General features: G+C 62.6%; 9 protein-coding genes and 1 pseudogene. 2 read left to right on the plus strand and 8 right to left on the minus strand.

All coding sequences use genetic code 11. The features are described from left to right. Positions 1–93: 93 nt before the first annotated feature. The 7 genes and pseudogenes from KVT38_RS17775 to KVT38_RS34840 form a co-directional block, all read right to left on the minus strand. Positions 94–1257 carry a response regulator gene (locus KVT38_RS17775; RefSeq protein ID WP_217595085.1) on the minus strand — a complete coding sequence of 388 codons (1164 nt, stop codon included), beginning with the start codon at positions 1255–1257 and terminating at the stop codon, positions 94–96. Between the two features lie 18 nt (positions 1258–1275). Then, complete coding sequence (locus KVT38_RS35390) at positions 1276–4350, minus strand: histidine kinase (RefSeq protein ID WP_217595086.1); 3075 nt, start codon at positions 4348–4350, stop codon at positions 1276–1278. A gap of 571 nt (positions 4351–4921) precedes the next feature. Continuing rightward, positions 4922–5572: a nitroreductase family protein gene (locus KVT38_RS17785; RefSeq protein WP_217595087.1), complete on the minus strand. Its 651-nt coding sequence runs from the start codon at positions 5570–5572 to the stop codon at positions 4922–4924. A gap of 162 nt (positions 5573–5734) precedes the next feature. Next, complete coding sequence (locus KVT38_RS17790; protein ID WP_217595088.1) at positions 5735–8047, minus strand: alpha/beta hydrolase family protein; 2313 nt, start codon at positions 8045–8047, stop codon at positions 5735–5737. A gap of 151 nt (positions 8048–8198) precedes the next feature. After that, positions 8199–10886: an SLC13 family permease gene (locus KVT38_RS17795; RefSeq protein ID WP_217595089.1), complete on the minus strand. Its 2688-nt coding sequence runs from the start codon at positions 10884–10886 to the stop codon at positions 8199–8201. Positions 10887–10982: 96 nt separating this feature from the next. Next, positions 10983–11675, minus strand: coding sequence for a DUF3898 domain-containing protein (locus KVT38_RS35210; RefSeq protein ID WP_306795331.1), 693 nt, complete (start codon positions 11673–11675; stop codon positions 10983–10985). Then, a pseudogene (locus KVT38_RS34840) lies at positions 11661–12374 on the minus strand (DUF3900 domain-containing protein); the annotation flags it as partial. The pseudogene KVT38_RS34840 and the gene KVT38_RS35210, both read right to left, overlap by 15 nt. Before the next feature lie 185 nt (positions 12375–12559). Here KVT38_RS34840 and KVT38_RS17805 point away from each other — a divergent pair. Further along, entirely contained in the window at positions 12560–13180 is a 621-nt protein-coding gene (locus tag KVT38_RS17805; protein WP_217595091.1) for a GyrI-like domain-containing protein, read from the plus strand. 128 nt (positions 13181–13308) lie between these two features. On the opposite strand, the gene KVT38_RS17810 is transcribed toward KVT38_RS17805, so the two are convergent. Next, entirely contained in the window at positions 13309–13965 is a 657-nt protein-coding gene (locus tag KVT38_RS17810) for a Uma2 family endonuclease (protein WP_217595092.1), read from the minus strand. A 231-nt stretch (positions 13966–14196) separates the two neighbouring features. Between KVT38_RS17810 and KVT38_RS17815 the strand changes: the two genes are divergently transcribed. Then, entirely contained in the window at positions 14197–14568 is a 372-nt protein-coding gene (locus KVT38_RS17815; protein ID WP_217595093.1) for a DUF3889 domain-containing protein, read from the plus strand. The last annotated feature ends 312 nt before the right edge of the window (positions 14569–14880 follow it).

Below are 14880 nucleotides of genomic sequence, written 5' to 3' on the forward strand. Positions count from 1 at the left end.
AGGGGGGGTTGAGATCATCTTATCCCCCTCTGCTTAAGCGCGTATGAGCGCAACCTGAAGTTTCGCTTAAAATTCGCCGCGTCGAACCGAATCTCAGCCCCGTTTTCGCACCCGCAAGCCCTCGTACAGACTGAGCGTCATGTCCGACGCCTGGATTTGCAGCTCGTCGAGCCTGCGCCCCATCTCCTCGTACACGCGATACACCTCGTCGTGCTTGCCGCTGCCTGCGTAAGCCTTCATAAGGGTACGATAGGCTTCCTCATTGTACGGAGAATGCTGCAGCAGCCTGCGTCCTGCGGCGATCATCCGTCCAAAGTCCCGCCGCTCCTCATAGAGATGGGTCAGCCTCAGCAGTTGCGCTTCGATCGCCGCCTCGGTGTGCCGGATCTCGTCGTCCGCCCACTGGTAGTCCTCGCTACGGAACAGCCGTCCGCTATACAGGTTCACCGTTCGCTCGAGCTGCTCGATGTTGTTGCCGCCGGATTGCAGCAGACCGGCCGCTGCGTCGACGAATTTCCGGTAGTCCGAACGCTCGAGCTGCGGGGCAAGCGAGTATTTTTCGTCTTCGTAAATGACGGCGTCCTCCATGCCCAACTGGCGGAAATCGCGGCGCAAGTAGCTCACGCAAGTATGCAAATAAACTTTGGCCTTCTGGTAATGCTCGTCGGGCCACAGCTCGTCGAGCAGCACGTCGCGGTGGATCCGGTTGCCGTAATGGACGGCGAGGTATGCAAACAGCTCCTTTTCCTTGGAGGTCCGCCATTTGAGCCTTCCCTTGCCTTCTACGGATACTTGAATCTCGCCGAGCAGCTGCACCTGCAGCTCCGGAGGCGGCTGGTTCGCCGCGGCCTTCCCCGCGTCCGCCGGTTCGGACGGCGCTTCGGACTTCCTGCGGGCGACCGCCCGCTTCACGCGGCCGACGGTCCGGTTGAGCCGGTCTACCTCGAGCGGCTTGAGCAAATAATCGAGCGCATCGTTCTCGAAAGCGGACACGGCATACCGGTCGTAGGCGGTCACGAATACGATCTGCGTATCGCAAACCGCCGAGCCAAGCCTTTCGGCCACCTCAAGTCCGTTCATGCCGGGCATCTCGATGTCCAGAAAAGCGACGTCGGGCTTGAGCCGCGCGATCTCCGCGATCGCGTCGATGCCGTTGCCGCAGCGTCCGATGACCTTCACTTCGCCCGTCTGATGGAGCAGCAGCTCCAGCAGGCTGAGCGCATGCGCTTCGTCGTCCGCCAACAATGCAGTGATCATGATGAATTCCTCCTTTCACTAGTCGTCCTTGATCGGCAGCCTGATGGTGATCCGCGTCCCGACGTTCGGCTCGCTCTCGATGAGCGGCCGGCTGCCGTTGAGATGAGCGAGGCGCTTGGCGATGTTGGCAAAGCCGACGCCGTCCGCCGCGCCCCCGGCGGTATCCATCAGGTCGCGCACCTGGCGCTCGGCCATGCCGACGCCGTTGTCCTCGACCACGATCTCCACCTCGGAGCCGCGCCGCTGCACCGACAGCAATACCCGCCCGCCGCTGAGCTTCTTTGCGACACCGTGGCGAATCGCGTTTTCGACGAGCGGCTGGATCGTCAGCGGCATGACCTTGAAGGACATCAGGCGCTCGTCCACATCCATCTCGACGGCCAGACGGTTGCCGAACCGTTCCTTCTCGATGTCCACATAAGCGCGGACCAGCTCAATCTCCTTGTACAGCAGGACGCTCTCTTCTTTGTGATCCTCGTGGAAAATAATCCGCAAATACTTGCTCAGCACCGCCAGCAGCTCGCCTGCGCGCGGCCCGTCCGTATAGCAGAGCGACATGATCGTGCCGAGCGCGTTGTAGAGGAAGTGCGGCTTGATCTGCGATTGAAGAAACGCCATCTCGCTCGCGGTCGCTTCCTTCGCAAGACGCTTCATCGCCAGCTGGGTGCGAATGCGCACCCGGACCTCCGATGCGTCGAGCGGCTTGGAGATGAAGTCGTTGCCGCCGGCTGCAAGTCCCGCTTCGACGTCTGCCGGCGTCGTCCGCGCAGCGACGAACAGCAGCGGCAGCTCGATTGGCGTGTATTGCTTGCGGATCTGGCGGCTGATCTCGTAGCTGCCGCCTCCGTGCAGCAGCACGTCGAGCAGCACGATGTCGGGTCGTGCGCTGCCCTCGAGCCGCTCCATGGCCTCTTCCCCCGAGCGGGCGGTCAGCACCAGGTAGCCTTCGCTGATGAGCAAGTTCACCATCAGCTCCAGATGGAGCGGCTCCTCCTCGACGACGAGCACCGTGTAGACGCCACCCGACTGTCCGTGCGAAGCCGATCCGTCCTGCGTCCGCTTGCCGATCTCCCGCAGGATGACGCCGTCGCGATCGCGATTCGGGGGCTTGGCCATCGGCAGCTCGAGTTCGAAGATGACGCTGCCGCGCGCCTGCTCGCCGGGCAGCAAGCGCATCTCGCCGCCCATCAGCCGCGTAAGCTCGATCGCCGCGGCCAGATTGGCGCCGAAGAAGCCCGGCTGGCGGGACTTCGAATCCGCCGTGATCCCGACGCCCCAGACGATCGCTTCGATCTGGAGGACGGACATCTCGTCCCGCCTGTGACCGCTCACCAGGATAGCCGTTAGATCGTCGAACTTCATGCTGTAGTCGATCAGGTTGGACAGCACCTGCATAAGCCGGTTCTCGTCCGCCGTCGCGTAGCGGCTCTCCGGATCGAGACGATGCTCCAGGCGCACGGACTTCTCCCGCGCCAGAAACCCGTTCACCTCGAAGGCGATCGCCACGCAGGCGACCAGATCCACGGGCTTGAGCGAGACCTCCAGATGACCGTCCTTGATCCGGGTGAGATCGATAATGTCGTTGACCAGATTGGACATCCGGTATGCCGTATTGCGGATGATCTGAAGCTTGTCCCGGCTGCCGACGCGCCTGTCCTTCGGCAGATGCGCGGAGCTGTCGAGAAGCGACTGGGACAGGTTCATGATCCCTTGCAGCGGCGTATTCAGCTCGTAGGAAGTCCGCAGCAGGAATTCGTCCTTCAGCTGGTTGGCCGCCTGCAGCTCCGCAGTGAGCTTGACCATCGACTGGTAGGTCGAGAAATAATTTTGCGCGAGCATCGCCACGATAAAGTTGACGAACGAGAGTCCCAGCACGTCGGACAGAATGGACGGCAGGAACGTGCCGTCGCCCTGGTTCAGAAAGGCGGCGCTGACCAGGAGCAGCAGCAGAGACACCAGCGCCATCAGGTACATCTTGAGCTCACGCTTCGAGTATGCCGCGGTCGCAGGCTTGCGGTACAGATCGAGGACGTATGCGGCAAGCGTCATGAGCAGCAGCATGAACGTCAGCATGATCCCGTCCAGCGCAGGCGCATATGCGCGGTACGGCACCCAAACGATGACGAAACAGAGCAGCCCGATCGCGCCTGCGGAATAGAGCAGCAAGCGCCGGGCCAAGCCGGTCGCGTAGGCATACGCCGTGTACACGTTAAGAAACGGTATCGCGAGCAGGATGGACAGATCCTTGATTTTCCACATGAGCTCGAAGGGCATGTCCGACAGCAGCTGGAACAGCATACGCTGTCCGTTCATGACGATCAGCACGGCGAAGCACAGGAAAAACAAGCCGAACGACAGGAACGGGAGACGTCGTTGAAAAAAGAAATACAGCGACAGCGAAAAGATGCCGAACAGGAGAAAAATGATCGCGCCCGCCCACTCGAACATCGTCTGCGCCGCCCTGGACATCTGAATGTCGTCGGACAGTCCCAGCCGCAGAGGCAGCGCGATGCCGCCGGTCGGATAGTCGTAGTTGGCGACCTGGATCAGCAGATCGATCGTATCGCCCTGCGCGACGAACGAGACGGTATAGGGGAAGTTGCCCGGCTCGTAGCTCCCGCGGGAGGCGCCCGGCGAACCGGAGGACGCCAGCTCCTTGCCGTCCAGGTACATCCGGTCGGAAAACCGGATGACCTGCTTGTGGATGGCCAGCGTCCGATCGGTCGGCTGTATGCGGATCGTCAGGCGATAAGTCGCATGCCCGTACCCCTTCATGCCCTTGCCGTTCCAGACGCCCGGAACCTGGATATACCGCTTGCCTGCCGGCTCCCTGCCGCTCGCGAAGTCGGCGGGCGTCAGCAGCCGATCCGGATAAAACGCCCACTCCCCGTCCAGCCGGACCGTCCCGTCGGCGCGGAAATCCCAGCCGGACAGGTCGAGCGTCCCCTGCTTGGCCTGAGGACCTCCCCGGACGGATTGATTCATGACGAACATCGCCGCGCCGAGTAAAATGACGACGATCGCAAGGCCGATGAGGAACCGGTCGAGTCCGCCCGCTATATTCTTGATGCCCCGCACTCCCACGTTCTTCACCGCGCCCGCCGTCGAATTTGTTCCGTTGATTTACAACTTTGTCGATTTATAATCTATTGTAATTCCGAACGACTGTAATAGGTAGCCTTTTATGAATGACTTACCCTGCGCTTCGGCTCCCCCTCCGGCGCAGCGTTCACACTCTAGTTTTACATCAAAGCGCTTAACAGCCGCTTAACCGAATTTTTACGCATGTAAAAAAAGCCGCCTGCGGCCAGTTGCTTGCGCCCTGGCGCGCAGCTGACGGACCCAGGAGCCCTTATTTTAGTTCTTATCGCGATTCGCGGCACGCTTGCGGACACAGCGGCCGCTATTGCGGGATTGCCGGCCAAGTTCGGCCTTGATTCGATTCAATAACGCCTCTCCGGTCCGAACATCTCGCAATTCGGACCGTTTTTTACGAAATAGAGCCTCCGGAGTCCGGCAACGGTTCGCTCCGCCTGACTCGGCCTAACTCGGCCTGACTTTTATTTAACTGCTTCCCGCAGGGCTAGCAAGCGAAGCCTGGTGGTAGAACGCAAAAAACGAAGCGGTGCGAGCCGCTTCGTCCTTGTCGATGCTAGACTATGTTTTAGTTCAGGCCTTGGCCGTTCCAGAACGTGATCTCGTCGAGCGGCAGGCGCGCCGTCGCTCTGCCAGGAGCCGTTCCCTTGCCCACTGCGATGATCATGACCGGCACGAGGGTCTCGGGAATGCCGAATTCCGCTACGAGACGTACGGCGTCGAAGCCGCCCATCGGTACCGTGTCGTAGCCGCGCGCTTTGGCCGACAGCATGATTTGCATGCTCACGAGTCCGCCGTCGACGAGCGCGATTTGCGTCTGCTTTTCCGTGCTCAGGCTGCTGTATATCCCGATAGCGCGCTCCGTGTATTGGTCGGCGAATTCGCGGGTCATGACGCCTTTCTCAACGGCGATGTCGTTAATTTGACCTAGCCGCTTGAAGCCTTCGCGATCCGCCAGCACCGCGATGACCGCGGACGAGTCGACGATCTGCTGCTGGTTGTTCGCGATCGGCAGCAGCTTCTTCTGAAGCTCTTTGTCATGGAAGACGAAGAAGCGCCAGGACTGCGTATTGCTGCTCGACGGCGCCAGCGACGCCTCGGCAAGAATCTCCTTCAGTTCGGCTTCCGAGATGATCGCGTTCGGATCGTAATGACGTACGGAGTGGCGCTCCCTGACTACGCTGGCATAATCGGCGACGCGGGTGATCGTTTCGCTCATAATATTCCCTCCACTTGATTGACTATGTCTAATGTAAGCACAGTTAACGTCGTGAGCCGGCTGCAGCGGTATCGGGATGGCTTTCAACTGTGCTCTTTCAAACACAGTATACGGCCGCCGCGCGCCAACTGTCAACATGCGAATTACAGTTCGCATCTCGGATCATGGCGCGTCAAATCCGATATCGTCCAGCATCACTTTGCCGGGGCCATTGCCCAACAGGATAGAGATCCGGCTGACGGACATCGTATTGAATGACGGATTCGCCTTCGTCCAGTCGTTAAGCGGCATGCGATAGGTTTGGAACACCGGCTCGTACGGCTCCCGGTATTTGCCGCCGTCCACCAGGGGCTCAAGCGGGCCCAGCCGGGTAATCTCGGCGCGAAATAGCGGCTGCGGGGAAGCGAACGCCGCAAGCGGCAGCTCCGCGTAGACGCCGTTCGCGTCGGTGAGGCCGATCCGAATGTCCGAGGCCGCGGGCGCTCCGTCCTGCTCCGGCAGATCCCGCGACAGATCCGCCATGGCGAAGGAGAGCACGGCGCGATCGTCGACGGACACGCCTGTCGGAACAGCCTTTGCCCAAGTCATCGTATATTCGCCGCTTTGCGCCCATTGGAGCAAGAGCCCGTGCGTGCCTTTGCCGCGCCGCTGACGGTCCAACGCCTCGGCGACCTCTGCGGTCACTCCGGCGGACGAAGTCCCCGCGATGTCTGCGCTCGGCATTCCGGGGACGGCCTCCTCGTCGTCGAACCGGATTAATGCCCGGAAGGTGCCGCTTTCGTACCGGCTGACGTACCGCGTGTCCGGAAGATAGGCGCGCGCCGAGCGATAATCCTCGAACAGCGGCTTGTAAGCATCGTCTCCGTGCAGCGTTGCCTCCAGGAAGGCGGTCAGGTAGACTTTGGCGATCCGCCGCTGTTCCTCTCCGGGGAGAGCGGGCTTGCGGAGAAAAAGTCCCGCCGGCAGGGAGCTGTCGCGCTGGCCCCAGCTCTCGTTAAACTGCCCATGGTTGGCGCCCTCAATGTAGAGAGACGCCTTGAACGCCGAACCGGCTTGCCCGGCTCCATCGGTCGCGAACGTCGTGCGCATATACTGCCTGTCCCCGAAAAAATCGTTGATATCGGCATCGGATGCGCCCTGAAGCGTCAAATAAGAAATGTTCCGCAAACGGGCCTGCTTGCCGTCTACGACGGTGTCCGTCGGCGCGATCGCCGCGACCGACACGATCCGATAGTCCGAAGCCCGCGGCAAGGACGCGTCATCCGCAAACCATTGCTCCCGGTCCGCCGCCATCGCGACGGCCTGTCCGCCCCGCGAGTGCCCGACCAGCGTTATTTTTTGCAAATCAGCCTTGCCGTAGAGCGGGGAGTCCGGATCCGCGTTAAAGTCGCGGAGCTGGCCGATATGCCGAAGCAGCATCCAGGCACGAAGCTTCATATCCTGATCGGGGATGCCCGACCAGACGGAATAATTCAGAAAATTCTCGTCGACGGAAACGACAAGGAAGCCGCGGCTCGCGGGCTGCTCGCCGAGATAGGCGTACCCCCCGTCCGAATAATCCTCCATCGCGTGATTGCCGTGGACAATGAGCACGAGCGGAAACGCCTCTTCTCCCCGCGGCAGCCATACGCTCCCGTTCAACGGAAGCGACTTCGGGCCGAACCCCCAGTACCATTTGCGTAAAAGCGGCCAGTCCTTCAAATAGGCGGAAGCGTCCGCGGGCTTGGAGACGAGCCGCGCTTCCTCGCCGAACGCGGGACGCCGGTCGTCGCCGCTCCCGTAGGTGAAGGCATCGTAGGCGTAGCTGCCGGGCTGTGAAGGATCGCCGGCCGTGAATGGACGGAAGGCGCCGACCGTCGCACCGTCGCTCGCTCCGTCCGCGCCGGCTGCCGAATCGGCGTCGTCCATCGAGACATGGCGCGGCCAATTCGGCTTCAGCAGCGAAGGATCCGCCGCCCAGACGATCGCGCCGCCTATTAGCGCCAGCGCAAGGATGGAAGAGGTCCGCAGGCGCGAGCCAGTGTCCCGTGCGAGCGCGGCGGCTAGAAGCCAGCCCGTCGCTGCGGCGGCGAGCGTATACGCGCATGCCAACAGAAGCGACAGGACGACGCCCATATCGCTGAAAAACAGCAAAAAAAAGACGAGCGTGCCCGTGTACAGCAACCCGCCGACCGTGGCGAACGGACCGGACAGCCGGGGAACGAACGTGAGCGCCCATGCGACGAGCAGCGACAATAAAGCGAACGCCGCCGTATGCGAGGATACGGCCGACACAAGATCGACCGGCGTCCCGAAGCCTGTCGGCGCCCCCAGCATGCCCGTACCGGCGGCGGCTCCTCCCGCGATCCAAAGCCCGAGGATCGCGCCGCGCCAAGGGCCGCGGTCGCCGGCCAGCGCGCGGCCTAGCCGCCGCTCTGTCGTCAGCGGGCCGAAGGCGCGGCCCGCCGGCGCCAGTCCGGCCTCTCTGTCGTCCATGCGCGCCCGCCCCTTTCTCGTCTCTCTTTTCGATGAAGCTATTCACTGAATCTATTTAATGAATCTATTATAACGCCGGCAAGCGGCGCCAACCTACGACCAACTTCAGGAACGGCGCGCTGGCCTTCGCGTGCGCCTTCAACCTCTGCCGTCAGCCTCCACCGCCAATGAGCCCGAGCCATTTCCAATACGGCACGCAGGCGACGGTCAGCAGCAGCACGGCGATGCCGTAGCCGAGTGCGGTCAGTTGGCCCTGGCGATGCGTGAATGACCGGCCTTCCGCGCTATAGTAAGCGGTAAGATAGGTCGGAGATTGATAGGCGAAGAAGAACGGGTCGGTCGATAACAGGATGACGAATACGAGTACCCATGGGTGGATGCCCGCCTGCGCCGCCAAGCCCGCCGTCGACACGACGAGCAAAATGACGGCCGCGTCGTCGCGAACGACCAGCGTCACGAGAAATGAAAGCAGCACGACCGAGACGAGAAACAGCGTGGGCGCCCCCGAAAAAGCGGCCATTCGGGCGCCGAGCACGTCCGACATCGCATCCACGACGCCGACCTTTTCGGCCACCTCGGCGAAGCTGAAGGCGACGCCGATGAACAGCAGAAACGGCCAATCGATGCCCGTCTTCAAAGTCTGACCGTCGAGCACGCCGAACATGACGAGCGCCGCGAACCCGAGCAGCATGACCCAGGCATAATCCAGTCCGTGCAAGGGCTGCAAAATCAGCAGCGCGATCGAACCGAGCGCCGCGGCGGCCGTCACTCGTTCGCTTCGGGTCCAGCGCCCGATGAGCTTCAGCTGATCGTCCAGCACTTCTCTGCGGATGGGACGTCCGGGCTCCCGGCGGCGGAAGGTCCAGGCCATGTAGCCCGCCATCGCCCCGCCGAAGACGAGGAAGGCCGGCAGCGCGTAGATCAGCCATTGGAACCAGCTCACGCCCGCCGTCCCGCCGGCCATGCCGAGCGCCATGACGTTGGTGTAAGAGCCGGTCAGCACGAACGGGGCCGTGAAGCCGTAGAACACCATCGCCGTGAGCGATAGGCCCGCCATGCCCCGCGAGCGGTCGGCGAACCCCATCGCTTCGGACAGCGTACGCGCGATCGGCACGCCGAGCCCCACCTTCGCGGACGAGGAGGGGATCAGCGGATTGAGCAGCGCACCGCTCGCGACGATCCCCCAGAACTGCCCGCGGTAGCTCGCCGGAAAGAGCTTGAGCGCGAGCAGGGAAAAGCGGTACAGCAAGCCCGACTTCGTGATGGCCGCGCCCAGCGCCAGAATGAACAGCATGTAGAGCCAACTGGGGGAGGCAAAGCCGGACAGCGCGACAGGCGGCTCGGCGACGCCGCCGGCCACCCACAGCATCGCCATGAACAGCGCCACGAGGTAGTCCGGCACGACGCGCACGATCCACATGACGACCGCCGCGAGGCCGATGCCGATGAAGTCCATGCCCTGTCGGGTCAGCCCGGCGAACGGATCGGCAAAGTGAAAATACAGCAGGCCGGAAAGCGCGAGCGCGAGGCTCACAAGCAAAGGGAGTCTGCCCCGTCCGAGCAGCGCGCCCGCTTGTTCGACGAGCCGCTTGTTCTGCTCGTCCCGAAGCTTGTCTCTGGCTGCTCGCAGACTTTGCTCCGCGCTCTCCGGCTCGGTGCCGGGGAGGGACTCGGCGAGCCGCATGTATTCGAGCGCCTTATGCGGCCGCCCCGCTTGTCGGCACCACTCGGCGCCCCAAGCGTACAGCGCCGCCGTCTGCGCCGGATCGAAGCGGCCGGACGCCGTCTCGAGCGCGGCCTCGAACCGGACGTAGCCCTCTTCGCGGCCGCGCGCGAGGCAATCGTCCAGGTAGGCGGCGAACAGCCCCGGACGAGCGAACAGCCGCTCGTCCGGGCAGCGTGCCAGCAGGTCCGCGAGCGGCAGAGCCGGCGGTAGCGCCGGAGCCGCGTCGGCACGCCGGCGCGCGGCAGCTTCGGGCGCGGCGGCGGCTGGCGTGGCGCCGGCAGCGACTGAAGCGGACGGCTGGCCTTCGAGCAGCGCGAGCAGCTCCGCCCAGGCCCCGCCGTCCGACAGCACCGCAGCTGCCGCGGCGGGATCGCCGGCCGCCGCATAATAATGCGCGGCTTGCTGCGTTAATTGCGCACGCGCGCCATGCCCGTGCCGCTCGACATACAGCTCCGTCAGGACGGCCCGAACGGCCGGCATGACGGAGACGCGCGCCGGTCGCGCCGGATCCTGGCGGATCATCGCGCGAAGCTCCGCATCCGCCGCCAGCGCCGCATCGAAGGATGCAAGACCCGCTGCGCGCTCCAGCAGCGGCTTGTCCGCGAAAGGCAGCGCCGCCGCCGCGAACATCGCTTCCGCGACTTCGGCGGGCCAGCGCGCCGCCTGCTGCCGGATGCGCGCGGTCTCCGCTTCGCGCGTCTCCGTCAGCCGTGCGTTCGTCTGCGTCAGCCTGCCGGACAGCAGACGGATAAAATACGCCGACAGCACCGCATGCTCCTCGATGAGCTGCCGGAACGTCTCTTCGCCGATCTCGAAGAGCTCCGTTTCGGCGGCCGCGACCGCGGTCGCGCTGCGCGGCTCGCCGGTCAGCAGCGCCATCTCGCCGAGCATATCGCCCTCGCGCAGCACCGTCAGCGCGCGCCGCGCGCCTTCGTTCGGCTCTACATACAGCGCGATCCGGCCGCTCAGCACGATGTACATCCCATCCCCCGGGTCGCCCGCGCGGAACAGCGTCTCGTCCGCCCGCAACGTACGCCGCTCCAGACGACCGAGCACCTTGGCCAGGTCCACGTTGGACAGCCCTTTAAACAGCGCAATATCCGCTATATTCACATGCATACCTCGACTTAGGAGTAACTGAATTTAGGCTTCTAGGCAACCTATCCTACGACAGGCGGCCGAGCTTGACCATTGTCAAAAGTTAACGCCTCAATGCCCCGGACGCGGACGGCCGCGCATGCGGGCCAGCACCTGCTCGATGTCCTCGGGATGGAGGAGCTCGATCGGGGACATGCCTTTCTCGAAATGGAGACCGTCGGCCTCGATCAGCAGCACGTATTTGCCGTTCATGCGGGCGATGTGGATCGAATCGCCGTAGTCGCTCATCTTGGCCCGGACGGCGATATCGTCGGCCTTGAACTTCAGCTCCAGGTCCGGCTGATATTCGACGATATGGGCGGTCGCGCCCATGACGTCCTCATGCGTCCACTTCTCCTGCAGCTGCCGTTTGTCGCCGGCCGCCCACAGCTCGAACTCGCGCGCCTCCTGCGCCCAGCTCCCGCTGCCGCGCGCGGCTCGTGACAGGCCGCCGGCACCGCCGCCGTAGCCGCCTCCCTGACCGCCGCCATACGCGCCGCCGTAAGCGTCGCCGCCCTGGCTGCCATCGTCACCATAACCCGACGCGTCATAGCCCGGCGCGCCGTAGTCCGACCCCGACGACGGGTCGCGCTCGCGAATGGCCTCGTAGGCGGCTTGTCCGCCGGCGGCATCCGCGCCGGTCCCGAAATCCGCGGGCCATCCGGCTTCCGGACCGGCCGCCATGCCCGGCATCGCTCCCGCGCCTCCGTCCGCCGCATAGCCGCCCTCGCTTCCCGTGCCGTCTCCCGACCATTTGCGTTCCATATATTCCTGCACCAGGCCCAGAACCTGATCGTTCACGATCTCCGGCTTCGACTTCTCGTACGAGACGTACTTCAGGAAGTCCTCGAAGTATCGCGCGTGCGACGCCTGATGAATCTTGAGCTCATAAGGCTCGAGCATCCCCTCCTCCGGCATGTGGGGATACTGGATCGACTTGATGTTGCGCGCGCTGATCGCCATGTCGACCTTCGAGATCAGGCTGCGCTCGTCGGAGATGCGGGCGATCTTCGATTCGAAGTCGCACTTCAGCACGAATACGAACGGCTCGTCGAACAGCTCGTTAATCTTGGCCGCCGCCACGATAAACGCGCCTCCGCGCACCGCACTCGTGTCCATGTAGCTCCGCAGCACGTCGTCGCAGGCGTAGTGGAACTGCTCCTTGTTCGTGGCCACGCGCAGCCGCTGGAACAGATTGTAGTTCGGATTGCTCTCGGGCTCCTGCCCGGGCTCCATGACGAAGCGGCCGATCTTGGTCGGCGCCGCCGCGGTGTCCGGGTTCACGTCGGCTTTGCGCTTGCCGATCCGCGTGAACTCCTCGTCGAGGAACGACTTGATCTCGCTGTCCTCGTAGTCGTAGTGATCCAGCGTTTTGTAGTGCTTGTACCGCTTGTTCGTGTCGGTCTCCTTGTCGCTTTCCGACTGAATGACGAAAAAGGACAAAAATTGTATGGAAAATCTCATCGGATACGGTCTCCCTGCTTTGTTCGAATCGATAGCTGACCTGCGGCGCTTGGCGCTCTATGCCAAGTGTACCGATCGCGGCTTGGGCTTGTCCAGCCCCGAGGCCTTTTCGATTGCGCCGCTGACACCCTGTTGTCACCGGTCATGCCTTAATATAACGTTATTCCAAGCTAGGAGGCCCGCCTATGTCCGCCAAAATCGACTACAAAAAACACGACAAAGCGCTTTACTTGCCTAAAGGGGAGCCTGTCATCCTCGACGTGCCCGCCATGCCCTTCGTCTCCATCGAGGGAGAGGGGGATCCGAACCGCCCCGAATTCGCGTTGGAGACGGGGGCGCTGTTCGCGCTGAGCTACGCCGTCAAAATGTCGTATAGAGGAAGCGACGCGCCGGAGGGGTACTACGACTACACGGTCTATCCGCTGGAGGGGATATGGAGCCTGGTGGATCTGACGCGGCCCGCTACGGATAAAAGCAATCTGAAGTACAAGCTGATGATCCGGCAGCCGGACTTTTTGACCGAGGAGGGGTTTCGATACTTCGTCGGCAAAACGGCGGCCAAGAAGCCGAATCCGATGCTCGACAGGCTGAAATTCATAACGATAGAGGACGGCCCAAGCTGTCAAATGATGCACACGGGCAGCTACGACGATGAGACGGCCAGCTTCGAGCGGATGGAAGCCTACTGTGAAGAAGCGGGCTACCGGCGCGCATCGAAGCTGCACCGCGAGATTTACATCTCCGATCGGCGCAGGACGGCGCCGGAGAAGCTGCGTACGGTGCTGCGGTTTGCGGTAAAGAAGTAGTCTGTCTGCCAACGTGGAAGCTTTCGCGCAAAAATTTACTGCAGCTGGTCTCATCGAGCGAGTTCCTGTGTGTTCCAAGTAAATATCGTGCCTTTTAGCGCGCCAGGCCGGCCACGCGCCTGCTTCGCTCAGTTCAGCGCGGCCAGCCGCTCCAGCACGTCGCCCTTGAACAGCCCGTCCACCGCGAAGGAGACGCACGGGAACCGCTCCGAGACGACCCGGTCCTGCTCCTCGAACAGCTCGCCTACCCGGTAGCGTCCGTCGACGAGAATGAACTGCTCCAGCGTTCGCGCGGTCGGGTCGACGATCCAGTACTCGGATACGCCGTGCTTTTCGTAGACCGCGTGCTTGCGCACCCGATCGCGCTTGCGCGAGCCGGGCGACAGAATCTCGACGGCGAGATCCGGAGCTCCCTCCACGCCTCGCTTGCTGACGATCTCCCAGCGGTCCTTGCTGACGAGCACGAGGTCCGGCTGCATAACGTTGGTCTTGCTCAAAATGACGTCCAGCGGCGAATACAGCACAATGTAGTTCGAAGTACAGCTTTGCAGGAGCAGATGCAGCTTGCCGCTGATGGCCTGATGAAAAATATTCGGTCCGGACATCAGCTCCAGCTTGCCGTCAAAAATCTCGTAACGATTGCCGTCGTCCGGCATGTCCGCGTACATCTCGTAGGTCACAATCTGCTCGCGGACCTCGTCCGCCCTACTCTCCTTGTTCTCTTTGCCTTCCTGACCCGCCTTACTCTCCTTGCCTTCCTTGCCCTTCTTATTCTCGTCGTCCATGGCCCGCTCCCTCTACGGTAAAAAAAGCGCCCCGTCAAAGCGACACGGACCCGTGCGCGGCTCTGACGGGGCGCTTCCCCGTGCGTTTATTTACCAATATTATGCTTCTGCGGTCGAACCGTGTCAATCCTTATTTTTGCTGCGCTTTTGCCTGACCAACTGGGCATCATCCGCTTCGATTGGGGCATAATGGTACGGTCGCAACCGACGAACAAGGAGGTCGCAGCTACGATGAGTCGACGCTATTCCAAGTCTGCAACAGGTACGGTTCGTACAGGCTACCTGCTCGCCTGCATCGCCTTGCTGGCCGCCGCCGTCTGGATCGGCCTGGCGGTTCGCACAGGTCGCGCGGACGCCGCGGACACGACCTACCACAAATGGAGCCTCATCGCGATCAAGGAGACGAAGCTCAAGTACCCGAAGGCTGCGCTGGTCGATTATTCGCACATCGGCAGAACGCAGCTCGAAGGCGGTCTCTGCGAGGAGAAGTTCAAGCTTTGGCTCCGCCAGGCCGACCGCGAGTTCGGCGTATACGTCACCGTGCGGTTCAACGATGCCGAGGACCGTCTCGTCTCTGTGGACATGAGAGAGACACCTCGCTAGGGCAGCAGCTATGGATTCCCTTTTTTGGCCCAAATCGCAATTTGTCGTTTGACGGCGCGCGCAAGCGTTTAATTACACAATAAGCCATGAGTCATTGGACGCGTCGTTCCCCGGGCTCGCGCCCGGGCGCTGCTGCCGACTGCGCTTCGATCACGGCGGTACGATCTGCGGGTAGACGAACCCTGGACACAGCAAGCCCGCATAGCCGCCCTGCCCCGAGCAGGCTCCGGCCCATCAACTTTCCCGTTCGTCTCCCGTCGCAGCGCGCGACAAAAGACGGCGCCCCCGGCCGCCTGGCGGTTCGGGAGCGCC

Origin of the sequence: Cohnella sp. GbtcB17, assembly GCF_019091135.1 — a bacterium.
In the GTDB taxonomy this organism is placed as follows: Bacteria; Bacillota; Bacilli; order Paenibacillales; family Paenibacillaceae; genus Cohnella.